A 17,210-nucleotide genomic window follows, 5' to 3' on the forward strand; every position below is an offset into this window, starting at 1 on the left:
TCAGTAGGCTGCTCGGCGTGGACGATCTCGAGACTCGCGAACTCAGGTACTTCGTCGCGGTCGCCGAGGAATTGCATTTCGGCCGGGCCGCCGTTCGGCTCGGGATCGCCCAGCCTGCGCTCTCCCGTGCGATCCGGCAGGTGGAGCGGCGGCTCGATGTCCAACTCCTCGACCGGGACCGTCGCGGGGTGGCGCTCACCGCAGCGGGCGCGGTGCTCCTGCGGGAGGCCGGGGCGGCCCTCGACGCGGTCGCGGCCGCAGCGCGCCGGACGCGACGTGCCGGAAATCCGAAGCGGTCGTTGGTCCTCGCGACGAAGGCAGGCGCATCCCACGAACTGTTGCGACGGCTGCTCGCCGCGCCGAGGAGCGAGCTCGGCGCGGCGCCGATCGAGGTCATCCTGTGCGAGGTCGGCGAGCAGGCACGATTGCTTCGCGACGGCCGCGCCGACGTCGCGATCATGCACCGCCCGTACGACGACCTCGCCGGGTTCGACACCGAAAACCTCTGTGTCGAAAGCCAAGTCGCGATCCTGCCCGCGACGCATCCCCTCGCATTACGCGAACAGCTCACGCTGGCGGATGTCGCCGACGTGCCGGACCTGCCGATCGCCCGATGGCCGAGACTCGACGGATCCTTCCCGGCCGGCCGCGGACCGAAGGTGCGCACCCAGTCCCAGATCGCCCAGCTAGTCGCCCTCGGCAAAACCCTGCTCGTCATCCCCGCCTCCAGCCGCGCCTGGCAGTGGCCCGAACACATCGCCGTCCCCGTCATCGACGCACCCGACGTCACCACAGTGATCGCGTGGCCCCCAACCACCCACTCCCCGGAAGTCGCCGCTCTCGTCCACACCGCCGCCGCCCTCGTCCACACCGCCGCCGCCCTCCACCGCACGGCCCCGCACGGTCTGTGCCCTACCCGATCACAGACACCAACCCTCCAGAGCGGCTCTGCGTCCCTATCCCAATGACACCCTCAGCAAGCCCATCCGGGCTCGACCCGACGAATCCGGGCTCTTCAGACGCACCGTTCATTCCTGCGGTTTGTCGCGACGTACCGCAGCATCGACACTGTCGACCGCTTCTCCTCGATCCGCAGCGTCGGCGTTCATCAATCTGGCGGCCAGCTGATGCACCATCGTGCGAGACTTCCCGCTGCCGTAGGCGAGAATCATGGAGTCCGCTACCCGGTTGAGCATCTCATCCGTAGTCGCACGTTTTGGTAGCGCAACAGCGATGGGCGCGGGAAACGCCAAGTCCCACAGGGGCGCACTCTTGCCGCGATCGTGCAAATCGGCGATGGTCCTTTGGATCTGGCGGATAGCGTCCTGACGAATCGTGTCCAGGTCCTTGGAATCGTGCTCGGCGACGAGCTGCCCAACACGCTGGAACGTCGTGCCAACCAGTGTCGCGATGTCGCGCATGGGAACCCCATCGTTGGACAGCTCCAACGCGAGTACTTTCGTAGCCTCCTGGACCTCGGTCTCGAGCAATTCGATCTGCCGTCGCACGTCGAGAATCCACGCCGAGCGCTCCTGAACATCGTGCGCACCACCGAAGTCGTCGACCACCACCTCGACGTCCACCGTCGACGGCACGACGTCGAGTGTCACTGCGATGTAATCGCGCGCCTCACCCTCGACCTCAGTGAGGCGCCGAGCCTGTGTTCGAGCATCCTCACCGAGAGCGGGAATCCATACCGCCCACCAACGCCCATCGCGGCCCGTGACATGAGCTGTGTACTTCATTGCGCCTTCGCTCCTTTCAGCACGTACAGCTCGCAACTCGCTTGCGAATCGCGCGGACTACGCCCGGGCTGATCGAGCCGTGGCCAGTTGGCACCGTGACGGTGTGCTTCCCCGCCCCGCACTGCCAGAGGTTGTGGCTACCTTTGCCTCGGCTTCATCGTCCATCCAGCGTCGATCAGTTCCTTGACGATTGCCCGGATGGGCTGTTGGCTGATCACCAGCATATGTCTACTCACTAGACGCTATCAAGTCAAACGCCTAGACGGAATCTGGCGGCGTAGAAGCCCTGCGCTGTATGTGCGATTGACCTGGCGATTGTGGCGAATTTCGGCGGTGAGTGGGTGGGCGTGCCGGGCTGGGGGTCGGTGGATCGGCATAGGGTGCAGGGATGAGCAATCCGTTGTTTGAGCGCAGTGCGCTGCCGTATCAGCTGCCGCCGTTTGCGGAGATTCGCGAGGAGCATTATGTGCCCGCGTTCGAGCGGGGGATGGCGGAGCAGTTGGGTGAGGTTGCGGGGATTGTCGGGAATGGGGAGGCGCCTACGTTTGCGAATACTGTTGTGGCGCTGGAGCAGTCAGGGGAGCTGCTGACCAGGGTCGCGAACGTGTTCTTCAATATTTCTGGGTCCGATGCCAGTGCGGGGACGGATGCGATCGACGCGGAGATGTCACCGCGGCTCGCGGCGCATCGGGATGCGATCTATCTGGACGCGGGCCTGTTCGCGCGGGTGGAGGCGTTGTACCGGCGGCGGGACGAGCTGGGGTTGGATGCGGAGGGGGTACGGCTGGTTGAGGAGTACTACCGCAGGTTTGTTCGGGCCGGGGCCAGGCTCGATGCCGAAGGGCAGCAGCGGTTGCGCGAGCTCAACGCCGAACTCGCCACGGCAGCAACGGAATTCCGGCAGAACATCATGACCGATACCAAGGCGGCCGCGCTTGTCGTCGACAAGGCGGAGGATCTGGTCGGGCTTGCGCCCGCGGCGGTGGCCGCTGCGGCGGAGAACGCAGGCGCACTGGGGCACGCCGGCGCATGGGTGGTGAGTTTGCAGAACGTCTCCAATCAGCCTGTCCTCGCCGAACTTGCGGATCGGGACGTGCGGCAGCGGGTGATGACGGCGTCACTGGGGCGCGGCGCGAGCGGCAACAACGACCTCGCCGTCCGGATCGCCGCGCTGCGCGCAGAGCAGGCCGCCTTGCTCGGCTATCCGGATTATGCGGCGTACTCGGTCGCCGACCAGACGGCGAAAACTGTTGAGGCGGTTGACGAAATGCTCGGCAGGCTGGTCCAGCCTGCGGTCGGGAACGCCGAGCGGGAGGCCGCGGAATTGTCGGCGGCGATGCGGGCATCCGAGGGCAAGGACGCCGACCTCCGCTCGTGGGATTGGCAGTTCTGGTCGGAAAAGGTTCGGGCCGAACGGTTCTCGGTGGATGTCGACGCTTTGCGGCCCTATCTCGAGCTCGATCGGGTGCTGCGTGACGGGGTCTTCTTCGCCGCCGAGCAGGTGTACGGGATCACCGTGCTGGAGCGGGATGATCTGCTCGGCTATCACCCGGAGGTGCGAGTTTTCGAGGTGTTCGACGCCGACGGCAGCGCGCTGGGGTTGTTCCTCGGTGATTTCTTCACCCGCCCGTCGAAGCGCGGTGGCGCGTGGATGAACGAATTGGTCAGCCAGTCCGGTCTTTTGGGGACGCGTCCGGTGGTCGTCAACAACCTGAACATCGTGAAACCCCCTGCCGACGAGCCTGCTCTGCTCACCTGGGACAACGTCCGGACGCTGTTCCACGAGTTCGGCCACGCACTGCACGGGCTGTTCTCGGATGTCCAGTACCCCTCGTTCTCTGGGACCGAGGTGCCGAGGGACTTCGTCGAATTCCCGTCGCAGGTGAACGAGATGTGGATGGACCGGCCCGAGGTGCTGGCGAACTATGCCAAGCATTACGAGACCGGCGAGCCGATGCCCGCCGAGCTCGTCGAACGGATGGCGGCGGCCAGGCGGTTCGGTGAGGGCTTCCGGACCGTCGAGTATCTCGGTGCGGCACTGCTGGATTGGGCTTGGCATCGGGTCTCCGGCGGCGAAGCCTTGGCGGGGACGGATGCCGAAACCTTCGAGGACGAGGCGCTGCGCAAAGCGGGCGTCGCGATGGCAACGATCCCGCCCCGGTATCGCACGGGGTACTTCGCCCACATCTTCGCCAGCGGCTACGCGGCGGGCTATTACTCCTACATCTGGAGCGAGGTGCTCGACGCCGACACGGTCGAGTGGTTCGGCGACGGCGCCGCGTCGATCAGGGAGAAGGGCGAGGTGTTCCGGCGCGAGCTGCTGGCTAAGGGCGGTTCAGTGGACCCGATGGCGGCGTTCGAGTCGGTCCGGGGACGCGCGCCCGAGATCGAGCCGCTGCTGATCCGGCGCGGGCTCTCCGACTGACGGAGGATGGACTGGTACCGCGGGTATCGGATACTTTAGCGGTAACCGAAAGGACGTCATGCCTCCGAACATTGCGTTGAAAGCCATGAACACGGGACACCGGCTCTTGCTTGCGGTCAGCTGTGGAAAGTTGGGCAGCGAGTTCGGCGGCATGCCGTCGATCGAACTGGTCACGACCGGACGCAAATCGGGCCGCCCGCACGCGGTGATGCTGACCGCCCCGCTTGTCGACGGCGACACCTATGTCGTCGTCGCCTCCAGGGGCGGCGACCCGGTCCACCCGGCGTGGTACCACAACCTCCGCGACAACCCCGACGTCTTGGTGTCGGTGCGCAACGGACCACGCCGGCCGATGAAGGCCAGGCCTGCCACGCCGGAAGAGCGAGCGAAGCTGTGGCCGCGCGTGGTCGCGTCGTACAAGACCTACGGCGGGTACCAGGAGAGGACGACGCGAGAGATTCCGCTCGTCCTGCTGACCCCCGCGTCTCCTAGCGCAGGCTGACCGGCAGCGCGGCGAGACCGCGGATGAGCAGGCTCGGTTGCCAGGTCAGCTCCTCCGACGACGTCGCAAGCGTGAGATCCGGGAACCGTTGCAGCAGTGCGGAGAAGGCGATCTCGGCTTCGACGCGGGCCAGCGGCGCCCCGACGCAGAAGTGGATGCCGTGGCCGAAGGCCAGGTGGCCGGAAGTGTCACCGGTGGTGTCGAGTTCGTCGGGGTCGTGGTAGCGCGCAGGATCGCGGTTGGCGGCGGACAGGGCGACGTAGATGAATTCCCCTGCGGGAATCTCGGTGTCGCCGATCGTCACCGGTTCCTCGGTGTAGCGCACCGTCGCCCAGTCGACCGGGCCTTCGAAGCGGAGAAACTCCTCCACCGCGGCGGGCACCGCGGACGGATCCTTGCGCAGCGCCTCGAACTGAGATTCGTTGCGCAGCAACGCGTAGGTGCCGTTGGCGATGAGGTTCACCGTCGTCTCGTGCCCGGCGATCAGCAGCAAGAACGCCATCGCCACCAGCTCCTGGTCGGTGAGCTGGTCGTCGTCTTCGCGGGTCTGCGTCAGGCCGGAGAGGATGTCGTCGCCGGGGTCGGTTCGCTTGGCCTGCACCAGATCTGTCAGATAACTCGCCATTTCGGCGTAACAGCGGTTGCGTTCTTCCACCTCGCCGGACGACCCGACGATCACCTTGGTCCAATACTGGAACTCCGTGCGGTCCGTGAAAGGCACACCCAGCAGCTCGCAGATCACCGTGACCGGCAGCGGCGTCGCGAACGCCTCGATCAGGTCGACCTCGTCGTGTTCGGCCATCGCGTCGAGCAATTCGGCGGTGATCTGCTCGATCCTGGGTCGCAGCACCGCAACCCGGCGCGTGGTGAACGCCTTGTTGATCATCTTGCGCAGCCGCGTGTGCTCGGGCGGATCGGTGTTGAGCATGTGCGACGACAGCGCTATGGCCTGCGAATCCAGCTGCGCGTCAGGGTTTTTCCGGTGCATCAGCTCGGCGACGCCCGCCATGCTCTTGCGCAGCCGCGCGTGCGCGAGTGCCGCGCGCCCTTCGGCGTAGCCGATGACCACCCACACCGGCTCGCCGACGGGAAACTGGACCCTCAGCACCGGACCGTGTTCGCGCCAGCGACGGTAGTACTCGTGCGGGTCGTCGAAGAAGTTCTTATCGGCCTGTTCGATGCGGCTCTCGGCCTCCGTGTCGACCATGATTCCCTCCCTTGCTTATTGCGATCCCGATCGATCGCACCCACCCGTGCGACCGGTGACGGCCGCACGGCACCCACGGTACCGAATCGTCGACGGGCCAGCCTTGGTCGTTCTCGCGGTTCGGCCGCCGTGGCACTTCTGCCATCTGACCGAATTTCACGAGGCCTCGACGTGCGGACTGCGCCGGTAGGAGTCGTCCTCGACCAGGATTTCGGCGGCGGCTGTCAAGGAATCGTCGTGTGCGCCAGGTGTTGTGGGCCTGCGACTCTGGCGGATGCGGTACCAGATGGTCCAGCCGATCAGCAACGCGGTCAGTCCCAGTTCCACCGCCGGTGACAGGCCCGCCGCCACCGAGACGGGGAGGGCGAAGATCAGGCCGATGCGGACCGCTGATTCGGTGACGAGCGTGACGCCCCACACCACGGTCTGCACCCGATGCCCGTGCAGATATCGCGGATCCTGCTCGGCGTGCGGTTCTTCCTGGTGCAAGCGTTGAGCGAGGTAGGCGGTGGCCGGACGCGAGGTGCGGCAACTGACCAGGAAGAGCGCGCCGATGGCGATGCTGATCAGCGGATCGCGCACCAGGATCAGGCGCGCGTCCTCGGTCGCCGCCGCCATCGCGAGCATCAGCGCGTAGGTGGCCATCATGACGAAGGCGACCCCATCGGCTTTGCGGGTCCTGATCATGCCGGCGACGAGCCAGAGCGCGGCGACCGCCGTCGCCGTCACCAGCGACGCGACGATCTCGAAACCCAGTGCCCTGGTGAGGTAGTACGCGGCGGGCGACAGCCCGATATCGCAGACCAGCCAGGCGATTTTGGCGTAATCCCGTCTCATCGGGCACCGCCGGGCTCGGGGATCTGCCTTGTCGCGCAATGGATATTGCCGCCGCCGAGCAGGAGATCCCTGGTCTGCAGCGGCACCACCGCGCGCGACGGAAACAGTGCGCCGAGCACAGCGACGGCCTCGGCGTCGGTCGCCGGATCCAGTTGCGGCACAAGCACGGCGCCGTTGGCGAGGTAGAAGTTGACGTAGGACCCGGCAAGTCGTTCGCCGGTCCGGTTCACCGCGGCTCCGATGTCGGTGCCCGCGCTTTCCTCCTCGGTCATGTGCAGCGGTCCTGGAATGGGAATCTTGTGCACGGTCAACGGATTTCCCGTCGCATCGGTCGCGCCGGTCAGGCGCGCCAACGCCGCGGCGCTGCGTTCGAACTGTGGATCGTTTTCGTCGTCGGTCCACGCGAGCAGCACCTGGCCGGGCGCGACGAAGCGCGCCATGTTGTCCATGTGCCCGGCCGTGCCGTCGTCGACCAAGCCGAAGGGCAGCCAGATGAGCTTGTCGACGCCGAGGAAGTCGCGCATGGCGGCATTGATGGTGTCGCGGTCCGGGTTTCGGTACCGCGCGGGGTCGAGCAGGCACTCCTCGGCTACCAGCCCGGTGCCGAGCCCGTCGACATCGAGCATGCCGCCCTCGAACACCACCGGTCCCGAATAGCGTTCGACGCGTTCGAGATCCAGCAGTTTCGCGGCGTAGGCGTCGTCGGCGTGCCAGTACGGCGAGCGGTTGCCGTAGCCGTTGAATCGCCAGTCCACGCCGCGCAGCCCACCGGTGTCGTCCACGACGAACGACGGTGCGACATCGCGCGCCCATGCGTTCGCCGTCGACACCTCGACCACCCGGACCGCGGCGGTCAATCGCAGGCGGGCGTGCAGGTATTGGCGGGCCGACACGGTGACCGTCACCTGCTCGCCGGTCGTGGCGATGGCGTCGGCGATCGTGGCGACGACATCCTGGGCAGGCTTCGCGCCTTGCCGCCAGAAGTAGGTGTTCTCCGGCCAGGCCAGGAAGCAGCCTGCGTGCGGGTCCCACTCGGCGGGCATCCGGAATCCGTCGGCGGCGGGGTGGGTTTTCAGGTCGGTTCGCATGAGGTGTCCATTCGGCTCGCAGCTCAGTGCAACGCCTCGACCATACAGTCGTATAATGGCTTGACATGGGCTGAGAACCAGACTTCATACGAAAGTATGAGACGATGACGGCGGCAAGCCGTGGCCCGTCAACCGTGCGGAGGAGTGCAGATGGTCGAGAGTTCCGCCGTCGCCGACCGGCGTGGCCAATTGCTGGAGCGGCTCGCGGACGCGATCGCCGAGGGCGGCATCGAGGGTGTCAGCATTCGCGATCTCGCCGGCCGGGCCGGAGTGGCGATCGGCACCGTGCAGTATCACTTCTCCACCAAAACGGATCTGCTGATCGCCGCCTGGCATCACGTGGCCGAGCAGGCGGGCAGGCGCTTCCACGAATCCGGCGTCACCGCGCTCGGCCCCGAGGAGCGGCTCCTCGGCCTCACCGAGCTGCTGCTCACGCCGAGTGCGGACGACAGGCTGGCGCGGATGTGGCTGGCGCTGGTCGCCAGGGCGGCGCACGATCCGCGCATCGCCGCGCTCCACCGCGGGCAGTGGCAGGAAACCGAAGACATTCTCGCCGCGGCGCTCACCTCGGCGAATCCGGACCGCGCCAATGAATCTCGCGATGCCGCAGGCGAACTCCTCGCTCTGCTGGACGGACTCTCGGTCGCCGTCCTTACCGAACCGACCAGGATGACCCCGGCACGATCACGCCGCCTCGCCAGGTCCTGGGTCCGTGACTGGCTTGTCCAACCGGCGCGGTGACTGAATGCTGTTGGCGCGCTGGCTGCCTCGCGTGTGTACAGCCTGGGCGGCGGCGTGCAGTATCTCTCCCGCCACCAGGGAGGGCAGGTACCGTTCCGAGAACTCGGCGACGCTGCCGCCGTCCTGTTCGTGCAGCTGAACCAGCCGAGCGTATTCGCCGAGTGCGGCTTTGGTACCGGGTTGGCTGGCCATCGCAAGGAATTGTGCTCGCTCGAATGCCAGCCCGCGCTCGAGTGGCCCAGTGCCGTAACGATATACGGCGTCTTTGATCGCTTTGACCGACCGCGGCGACCTGGTCGACAGTCGCGCGGCGGTGAGAGCCGCTTCTGCGGCAAGCGCTTCCGGCGGCACGACACGATGGATCAGCCCGATCTCCGCGGCTTCCGTCGGCGTCAGTGGCCGTCCCTCCAGTGCGAGCTCGAGTGTCCGCCCGGCTCCGATTGTGCGCGTGAGGATTTGCGTGCCGCCGCCGCCGGGCATGAGGTCGAGCAGGATTTCGGGCTGGCCGATCGTGTAGGGCCCGTCGGCCATCAACCTGATGTCGCACGACAGGGCGAGTTCGCAGCCGCCGCCGAGCGCCATGCCGTCGATCGCGGCGACGAATACCTTGTCCGACCGGCGCATCCGGGCGACCAGGTCGTGATAGCGGAGCAGCGCGAGAATCCCGGCCGCCGGGGTTCGGCCGAGTAGCCTGCGCATCGCTGTACCGCGATTGAGCGCGTGGACGAACCGCAGTCCGATGCCGGTCAGTCGAGGGCCGACGGCAAGTCCGACCCGGCTCGTACCCTCCAGGATTTCGGTGATGTCGTAGTGGCTGACGAACGCCTCCGGCACCGCGCTGGTCAGCACAATGGCTCTGACCTGCGGACTCTTGTCTGCCTCATCGAGTAGTTCGTGGAGTTCGTCCAGCAGTGCGCTGGTGAGGAAGTTGAACGGGGGATTGTTCAATGCGGCGGTGAGCACCGCTCCGGTGCGGGAAATCTCGAGCAGATTCATCGGCGAAACTCCTTGGCGTAGCGGAACGTTGCGCGACCCGGTAGTTCGCTCGTGCCTCACCAGCCCCGGCTTTCTCAGTGGCTGTCCACCACAGGACGTGAGACGCAAGTGCGTCAAATGTCTCACAGGTGTCGGTATAGCGCCAGTTCTGCGCGTCGAATGCGCACGACAAAGGGCGATTCTCGGCGGCAACCCCCTGAAATCGGGGGTAGGCGATTTCCCGCCAGCCCGCGATGCTGAAAGCTATGGCGAATGGCGACGAGCGGTGTCAGCGGCTCATCGCGGCATGCTCGGCCAGCGCGGCGTCCAGCAGCGCCCGCGCGGACCACTGCATGACATCGCGGGCCTCGGCGGGACTGAGTGTGCCGACATCGAATGCGGAGATCATCGCCTCGGTGCCGTACACGACCAGAATCGCCATGGTCAGCCGGTGCAGCGCGGCGGGCGGCAGCACGTCCGACAGCGGCTCGAGGGCGGTGCGCGTCATCTCGACTCGGGCGCGGGGCCGGAGCGGGACGGCCTCCTCGGCGCGGTCGAAATTTTCCAGCCATCGCTGCTGGCTCATCATCATCGCCGTGCGCCACACGGTCTGGTCCCCGAACTGCATGTCGCACACGCGGTCGATGATGGTCTGCAGCCGTCCGGCGGGATCCTCGGGCAGATCGGCCAGGAAATCGTCCGCGAGCGGCAGCGGCATCTCGGCGATGAGCTGCTGCGGCGTGGAGAAATACCGGTACACGGTCGAGGTGCCGACCTCCGCCCGGTCCGCGACCTCGGCGATCGTCAGCGGGCGGCCCGCCTGGACGATCTCGCGCGCGGCTTCGAGCAGTGCACGCCGCGTGCGCAGCTTCTGCTTCTCACGCTCTGCCATAGGGCGCTCCTCTTGTTATGGGACGTGTCTCCCATTACAGTAACAATGTCTTGCAAAGCGGGTTGGGGGAACGAAACGACTGAGGAGTTCGCAATGACATACGACGACGGGCGCGATCGTTGAAGTTGTTGTGGGACAGTTTGTTCAACGAACACCGAGCTGCGCGGCCGACGCCGACGCGAAACTCGAACCTGCGACTCGCTTGTTCGCCGAGGGGGATGACATGGTGATCCATAAGGTGGCAAGCGACCTGGATCTGCGGTCGGAGCGCGGCCTCGGGCACGATCGAGTGGACGTGCACATCCTCGGCCCGGTGCTGGTGCGCGACGGCAACCGCGACATGGGCGTCGACCGGCCGCTCGAGCGCGCGGCACTGGTCAGGCTGGCGCTGGCGCGCGGCGTTCCGGTCCCGGATCAGCGGCTGGCAGAAGACCTTTGGGGTGACGCCGACCTGCACCGGCCGATTCAGCGGCTGCGCGTGCTGATTTCGCGACTACGGGCGGCGCTCGGCGCGCACGGCGATGCGGTGACCCGATCACCTGCGGGATATCGGACCACCGCGACCATCGCGGATCTGCTTGCCGCCGAGGCGGCTGCGGAACGCGTGCACGCCGCGCAGCGTGCCGGACAGTATGCCGCGGTCCGGTCGGCCGCCGAGGAGGCGCTGGGCTGGTGGCGTGGACCGACGCTGGTCGACCTGATGTCCGCGCCATTCGCCCACGTGGAATCGGCCAGGCTCGACGAGTGGCGGCTCGGGTTGCTCGTCGCCAAGCTGGACGCGACGCTGTACCTCGGTTCCGGCGCCGAAATATCCACGGAGCTCACCACATTGGTGCGCGAGCATCCGTTGCACGAACCCCTTGCCCGGTTGTCCGCGCTCACGTTGTACCGCACCGGGAGCCAGGCCGATGCCCTCGACCGGCTGCACCGGCTGCGCAAGGCGCTGGCGGAGGAGCTCGGCGTCGACCCGACACCGGAGACGGCCGAGCTGGAGTTGCGGATCCTGCGGCACGATCCCGCGTTGCAGCCGCCGCGATCGGTGCAGAGTGATGTCTTCGGCACACCGAGCGGACTACCCGACGTGGTCCGAACAGCAAGCGACACAGTGCGTTCGGTGGCAGCCGATGGGTTCGTCGGCAGGGAACGCGAGCTGGCGGCGGTGGTCGGCAGCCTGTCGCAGCGTGCGGTGGTGACGCTGGTCGGCGGGCCGGGAAGCGGGAAGACCCGGCTTGCGCTGGAGGCGGCGCGCGGGGTGGCCGAGGCCGGACGGTCCGTGGTGTTCGTCGAGCTGGCGTCCCTGCATCGCAGCGACACCATCAACCAGGCGATCGCCGTCGCGGTCGACGCGACACCGGAAGGGTGTCCCGACGCGGTCAACGCGGCGCTGACCGGCGCGTTGCTGGTGCTCGACAACGCCGAACACGTGCTCGGCGAGGTCATCTCGATCATCGAGACGCTGCGGGTGCCCGGCCTGACCGTGCTGGTGACGTCACAGCGCGTGCTCGGCCTGCCGGGCGAGGTGGTGATCCGGATCGGCCCGCTCGACCACGCCGCCGGGCTCACGTTGTTCGGCGAGCGGGCGATCTGCCCGGTGATCACCGCCGAAGAGTCCGACGTCGCCGCGGTGTGCGCGGCGGTCGACTGGCTCCCGCTCGGCATCGAACTCGCCGCCGGACTGACCAAGACCTTCACCATTGCCCAACTCGCCCAACGGATCGACGGACGCATCCGGCTGCTCATGGGTGGCCGCCGCACCGGAGGCAGCGACCGGCATTCGAGCCTGCGCGCGGCGTTGGACTGGAGCTATGAGCTCCTCGATCCGGTGGAACAGGCGGTGCTGCGCCGGATCTCGGTCTTCGCGGGCGGGTTCGTGCTGGAGGCCGCGGAATGGGTGGTGCCGTCCGGTCGCCTCGAAAAGACCGATGTCGCAACGGCATTGGCCGGTCTGGTGGACCGAGGGCTGGCCACCGTGCTGTTCAGCGCAGGCCAGCGCCGCTTCGCGCTGCTGGAGACGGTGCGTGACTACGCGCTGAGCATGCTCGCGGTGACCGGCGAGGGTGCGCCTGCCCGGCAACGGCACGTCGCATGGTGCCTGGACCTGGTGCGTGCCGCGGGGGAGAGCGACGGCTTCGAGACCGCCGAGTCGATCGCCGCGGTGTTCGCCGAATGGCCCAATGTCTTGGAGGCGCTCGAGCATGCGGTCGGCGCGCCGTGGGCGCGGCGCGGATTGCAACTGGCCACGGCCATGCACAAACCGTGGGCGGCCAGGGCGTGGCACCAAGAGGCGGTCCGGCACTTCGAGGCGCTGATCGACGCGGCAGGCGCCACCGTCGCGGAACGGGCGCACACGTGGTACAGCTACGCTTTGCACCTCTCGATGCTCGGCCGATACGACGAATCGGCCCGTGCACTCGCCGCGGCCGCTGAACTCGCCGACGGCATCAGCGACGCCGCGCTCGCCCTCGACATCCGTTACCGCCGTGGGAAAGTCGACATCGCCCGCGGACAGCTCGGGGCCGCCGTCGCCACCCTGGAAGCCGGTGAAACGCAGGCGCGCCGCACCGCCGACGTCGTCAGAATGGCGTCGTTCGCGGAGGCGAGCGGCACCGCGCAACTGTTCGCGGGACTGGCCGAGTACGGGCTGGAGAGCTTCCATCGAGCGGTCCAGCTCGATCGGGAACGCGGTGACGAGCACGGCCTCGCCTGCGGACTCAGTAATCGAGCCAGAGCACTTGTCGCATTGGCGCGATACTCGGAAGCGTTGGTGGCAGCGGACGAATCCGACACATACGCCAAGCAGTTGGACGAGCGCAAAGTCTTGGCACGCAACGAATTAGTGCGTGCCGCAGCCGAGGTGGCCGCAGGCAGGCTCGAACTCGCGGAAAAACATTGCCGCACAGCCCAGTCCTATCTCGCGCACGAAATCAGCATGGCCGACATAGATTTGGCCGACGTGCTGATTCACCGGGGTGAGCTGACCGCGGCGAAATCGGTGCTCGATTCGGTGTACACGCAGGTGGCTCCCGGTAGCCTGCACTGGCTGGCCGCGCGGCCCGTCTCCGCGGCGCTCGCCGTCGCCACCGGCGACGCCGAAGCCGCCGCGGTGCTGGTCGGCCGGGTTACCGGCCACTACGCCAAGTCGGGATTCGGCTGGCAGCCCTACATCGACCGGCTCCAGGACGTACAGCAGCAGCTTGCCGCACGTCGGACGTCGATACCCGTGGCGCCGGTGGTGCCGCGGGTATCGACGCTCTGCAAGCACCAGTGCTGATTAGGTAGCTATCGCCGCGAATGGTGAATCCCCCGGAATCGGGGATGGTTGGGGTCTGCCGAATTCGCGACGCTGTGTGCCATGACGAAACATACTGTCGGCCTGGCCGGCTTTCACGGCACGCTCATTCAGCCGGGCGATCCGGACTATCACTCGGCGCGACAGGTGTGGAACGGCGGTATCGATCGCTTTCCCGCCTTCATCGCGCGCTGCGCTACGGCCGAAGATGTCTCGCTGGCAGTGCTTTTCGGTGTCCGCCACGATCTCGCCATCGCGGTGCGCGGCGGTGGGCACAGCATGCCTGGACTGTCGGTGTGCGAAGGCGGGTTGGTGATCGACGCGAGCCTGATGAAATCGATCGAGATCGACCCTGAACAGCGGCTCGTGCATGTGGGGCCGGGAGTGCTGTGGTGTGAACTCGACGCGGCGACCCAAGCCCATGGGTTCGCGGTGCCAGGCGGCGAGATCTCCAGCACCGGTGTCGCGGGATTGACGCTGGGCGGGGGCATCGGCTGGTTGTCCCGGCGGTACGGCCTGACCTGCGACAACCTCGTTGCGGCCGAGCTGGTCACCGCCGATGGTGAGATCATGCAGGTCAGCGAAGACGCGCACCCCGAGCTGCTGTGGGGGTTGCGCGGTGGCGGTGGGAACTTCGGGGTGGTCACCCGGTTCACGTTGCGGCTCAATCCGATTCCGGTGCCGATGTATGCCGGGGCGGTGCTGTACCCGCTGGCGGAGGCCGCGGGTGCGCTGTCGGTGTTCTTGGACGTGGCTCGCGACGCCGACGACGATCTCGGGCTCAACGCCGCGCTGATCAGCGCACCACCTGCACCCTTCCTGTCGCCGGAGTTACACGGCAAGCCGATCGTCGCGTTGTCTGGCTGCTACACCGGCGACCTCGCCGCGGGGGAGGCGGCGCTACGACCGCTGCGCACGGCGGGCACGCCCCTGGTGGACGGGTTCGGCCCGATGCCCTACACCGCGCTCCAATCGATGGTCGACGACTCGGCGCCGGCCGGGGTCTCGGTCTACGCACGATCGGAATGGCTTGGGCAGCTGGATGATACGGCCATCGGGCAACTGGTCTCCGCAGCCGAGCAGATGACATCGCCGATGTCGCAGATACTGGTGCGGATCGCGGGCGGTGCGATCGCGCGGGTTCCGGCGCAGGACACGGCCTTCGGGTTCCGTGCCGCGGGCGCGATCCTCACCGTGGCCGCGATGTGGCCCGATCGGACCGATCCCGGTGCCGCGCACCGGGAGTGGACGCGGGCGACATGGGAGTCGTTGCGGCCGTGGTCGGCCGGTGGCGGTTACGTCAATCATCTCTTCGACGAGGGGCCGTCTCGCGTGCGTGCGGCCTACGGTGAACCCGCGTGGCGGCGGCTGACGGCGCTGAAGCGACAATTCGATCCGGACAACGTCTTTCACCTGAACCAGAACATTCCGCCGGAACACAGCTAGGTGTCGTCGCGCTGAATCAGCGAAGAAACCAGCCGGTGCCGCCCACTGGGATCTCGTTCTCGATGCGCGGCACATGCTGGTCGAAGAAGAGTTTCGCGGTGAGTTCGGCACGGCTGCGGACATCGAGTTTGCCGAAGAGACGTTTGATGTGGTCGTCGACCGTGTGCGCGGAAACCGTGAGGACTCTGGCGATTTCGGTGCGCGAGTAGCCGCGCGCGAGCAGGCCGACGACCTCGCGTTCGCGGGCGGTCAACCGGTAGCTGTCGGCGATCAGCGCGGCGATCTCGACCGGGCGGGTGGCCTCGATGATGATCGAGAGTTGCTCGTCGGCGCTGGTCAACCGTTCGGCATGCAGGGTGAGCCAGCGGCCGGCCCTGGTGCGGATTCGACTGCGGGCAGCGCCAGGGCGTGACCAGGCCTGCCGCGCCAGATTCAGTACACAGTAAGGCAATTCGCGACGCCGATCGATGTCGTCGTCCACCTGGTGCAGCCAATGCGCGGCCGCCGCGGTCGCGCTGATCCGGCAGAGGTCGGGATCGAGCAACAGCAGCCCCGGCCCCTCGATATCCTCGGCCGCCGCCACCTCGGTGAGCACCATTTCCCGCCGGATCGCCTCCGCAACCATTCCGGTCGCGGCGCTGGCCAATTCGGCTTCGGCAGCTGAGAAGTCGGCCGCATCCGCACTGCGGAACATCACCAGCGCGCCCCACACCTTCGCGTTCGTGCTGAACAACAACCGCATCTCGTGCGGCATGCCCGTCGGCACCAGAATCTCCTGATACCGCGGACTGGTTTCCGGCCGCCCACCCGTTGCCGCACTCAAGCTCATCGCCCGCTCCTGGCCGCGCGCGAGCGTGGGCAACGCGAGCGCATCCTCACCCCTCGCCTCGATCTCGACGAACTGATTCATGTACTCGAGCGGCAATCCCTCGCGATGAAACCCGCCCGTCGGCAGCATCGAAGCCGGGTCGACCGTCAACACACACCACGCATCGAACGGCACTGCCTCCCGCAGCGTCGCCGCAACAGCCCGCTGCAACGTCACCGCTCCCGAACTGGTCCGGCAGGCCCGCTCAACCCCGGCAGTCAGCACATCCAGCGACTTCGACGACATCCCCCCAGTATCGTCCCCACCCCACCCCCGTGAACCCCCGAAACCAGGGGTGGTCGCTAAGCCCCGAACGCGGAACGCTAATGCCGTAACGGACACATCCCACGTTCGGGCCGCATACGAGGGGTCGTACCCGAACACTCCCGTCCCGTTCGATAAGAAGGGACTCTCACGAGTGGCACATGGTTGAGGCGACACGCCGCAAACCCCTCCACCATGTACCACTCGTGAACCCCCACCCACGCGAACGGGACATGGCTGCACCAACACTCAACCCGGGCACCATCGACGGTAGTCAAATGGTTGCTGAGCCCATCGGGCGATAGTCGAATGGTCGCCGAGTCTCATCGGCGTGAGAGAAGCGGTTGCCGAGCCCATCGGCGTGAGAGAAGCGGTTGCTGGGCTTCATCGGCGTGAGAGAAGTGGTTGCTGGGCTTCATCGGCGTGAGAGAAGTGGTTGCCGAGCTCCATCGACGGGAGTGAAGTGGTTGTTGACCCGTTGACGGGAGTGAAATGGTTGCCGACCGTCGTTGGCGGGAGTCCTATGGTTGCCGTGCGCCTGAAAACGGCCACCATATGACTCCCGTCAACCTCCCTCGAGATCACTTCTGAAAGATCTTTGGACCGGACCACAGCCAAGCAACCCGCCCTGGGGCGAGAGAACACGCACCTGACAGCGGAGGTCAGCCGGGTACGGCACACGACGCCACCACGCTATCCAGTGCAAACCCCGAGACTGTCCCGCTCGCCAGGAAACCGTCAACCCGCGGATAAACCACCACCCCAAACGCAACACGCCCTAGGAAACCCACACCAACCCCCAAAACCGCGCCCGCCCGAGGCCGCGCGCGCGAGGCGGGTCTGTCCAGTTAACGGTGTAGCTCGGGTTGGTTGGGTTATCTCCGTCCGGCGGTGAGTCGACCGTCGAAGGTGATGTCGAAGGCGTTCAACG

Annotated in this window: 13 protein-coding genes; 6 read left to right on the forward strand and 7 right to left on the reverse strand. The window is 66.8% G+C overall.

Annotation, left to right across the window (positions count from 1 at the left end; all coding sequences use genetic code 11):
• Positions 1-17 precede the first annotated feature (17 nt).
• Complete coding sequence (locus ACGFNJ_RS39905) at positions 18-968, forward strand: LysR family transcriptional regulator (protein ID WP_393461077.1); 951 nt, start codon at positions 18-20, stop codon at positions 966-968.
• 60 nt (positions 969-1,028) lie between these two features.
• Here ACGFNJ_RS39905 and ACGFNJ_RS39910 read toward each other — a convergent pair whose 3' ends face one another.
• Positions 1,029-1,595, reverse strand: a complete 567-nt coding sequence (locus ACGFNJ_RS39910) for a hypothetical protein (RefSeq protein ID WP_393461078.1) — start codon at positions 1,593-1,595, stop codon at positions 1,029-1,031.
• 538 nt (positions 1,596-2,133) lie between these two features.
• Between ACGFNJ_RS39910 and ACGFNJ_RS39915 the strand changes: the two genes are divergently transcribed.
• Complete coding sequence (locus tag ACGFNJ_RS39915; RefSeq protein ID WP_393461080.1) at positions 2,134-4,170, forward strand: M3 family metallopeptidase; 2,037 nt, start codon at positions 2,134-2,136, stop codon at positions 4,168-4,170.
• A gap of 58 nt (positions 4,171-4,228) precedes the next feature.
• Positions 4,229-4,672 (forward strand): nitroreductase/quinone reductase family protein, encoded by a 444-nt coding sequence (locus tag ACGFNJ_RS39920; RefSeq protein WP_393461082.1) that lies wholly within the window; start codon positions 4,229-4,231, stop codon positions 4,670-4,672.
• Here ACGFNJ_RS39920 and ACGFNJ_RS39925 read toward each other — a convergent pair.
• The 3 genes from ACGFNJ_RS39925 to aguA form a co-directional block, all read right to left on the reverse strand.
• Positions 4,659-5,879 carry a cytochrome P450 gene (locus ACGFNJ_RS39925; RefSeq protein WP_393461084.1) on the reverse strand — a complete coding sequence of 407 codons (1,221 nt, stop codon included), beginning with the start codon at positions 5,877-5,879 and terminating at the stop codon, positions 4,659-4,661. The genes ACGFNJ_RS39920 and ACGFNJ_RS39925 overlap by 14 nt on opposite strands.
• A gap of 156 nt (positions 5,880-6,035) precedes the next feature.
• A complete protein-coding gene (locus ACGFNJ_RS39930) occupies positions 6,036-6,716 on the reverse strand; it encodes a VC0807 family protein (protein WP_393461086.1) in 681 nt (226 codons plus the stop codon).
• Positions 6,713-7,804 (reverse strand): agmatine deiminase, encoded by a 1,092-nt coding sequence (aguA, locus tag ACGFNJ_RS39935; RefSeq protein WP_393461088.1) that lies wholly within the window; start codon positions 7,802-7,804, stop codon positions 6,713-6,715. The genes ACGFNJ_RS39930 and aguA overlap by 4 nt, the downstream gene beginning before the upstream one ends.
• Positions 7,805-7,954: 150 nt before the next feature.
• On the opposite strand from aguA, the gene ACGFNJ_RS39940 reads away from it, so the two are divergent.
• A complete protein-coding gene (locus ACGFNJ_RS39940) occupies positions 7,955-8,545 on the forward strand; it encodes a TetR/AcrR family transcriptional regulator (RefSeq protein WP_393461090.1) in 591 nt (196 codons plus the stop codon).
• Here ACGFNJ_RS39940 and ACGFNJ_RS39945 read toward each other — a convergent pair.
• Both ACGFNJ_RS39945 and ACGFNJ_RS39950 read right to left on the reverse strand, forming a co-directional pair.
• Positions 8,489-9,541: an enoyl-CoA hydratase/isomerase family protein gene (locus ACGFNJ_RS39945; protein WP_393461092.1), complete on the reverse strand. Its 1,053-nt coding sequence runs from the start codon at positions 9,539-9,541 to the stop codon at positions 8,489-8,491. The genes ACGFNJ_RS39940 and ACGFNJ_RS39945 overlap by 57 nt on opposite strands.
• 268 nt (positions 9,542-9,809) lie before the next feature.
• On the reverse strand, positions 9,810-10,412 hold the full coding sequence (locus tag ACGFNJ_RS39950) for a TetR/AcrR family transcriptional regulator (RefSeq protein ID WP_393461094.1): 603 nt from the start codon (positions 10,410-10,412) through the stop codon (positions 9,810-9,812).
• Positions 10,413-10,635: 223 nt separating this feature from the next.
• On the opposite strand from ACGFNJ_RS39950, the gene ACGFNJ_RS39955 reads away from it, so the two are divergent.
• The gene (locus ACGFNJ_RS39955) at positions 10,636-13,683 is read left to right on the forward strand and encodes a BTAD domain-containing putative transcriptional regulator (RefSeq protein ID WP_393461096.1); all 3,048 of its coding nucleotides are present in this window, start codon (positions 10,636-10,638) and stop codon (positions 13,681-13,683) included.
• 81 nt (positions 13,684-13,764) lie between these two features.
• Positions 13,765-15,147: an FAD-binding oxidoreductase gene (locus tag ACGFNJ_RS39960; RefSeq protein ID WP_393461098.1), complete on the forward strand. Its 1,383-nt coding sequence runs from the start codon at positions 13,765-13,767 to the stop codon at positions 15,145-15,147.
• Between the two features lie 16 nt (positions 15,148-15,163).
• On the opposite strand, the gene ACGFNJ_RS39965 is transcribed toward ACGFNJ_RS39960, so the two are convergent.
• Entirely contained in the window at positions 15,164-16,261 is a 1,098-nt protein-coding gene (locus ACGFNJ_RS39965; RefSeq protein ID WP_393461100.1) for a response regulator transcription factor, read from the reverse strand.
• Positions 16,262-17,210 lie beyond the last annotated feature (949 nt).

This window comes from Nocardia sp. NPDC049149 (assembly GCF_043197455.1).
Lineage (GTDB): Bacteria > Actinomycetota > Actinomycetes > Mycobacteriales > Mycobacteriaceae > Nocardia.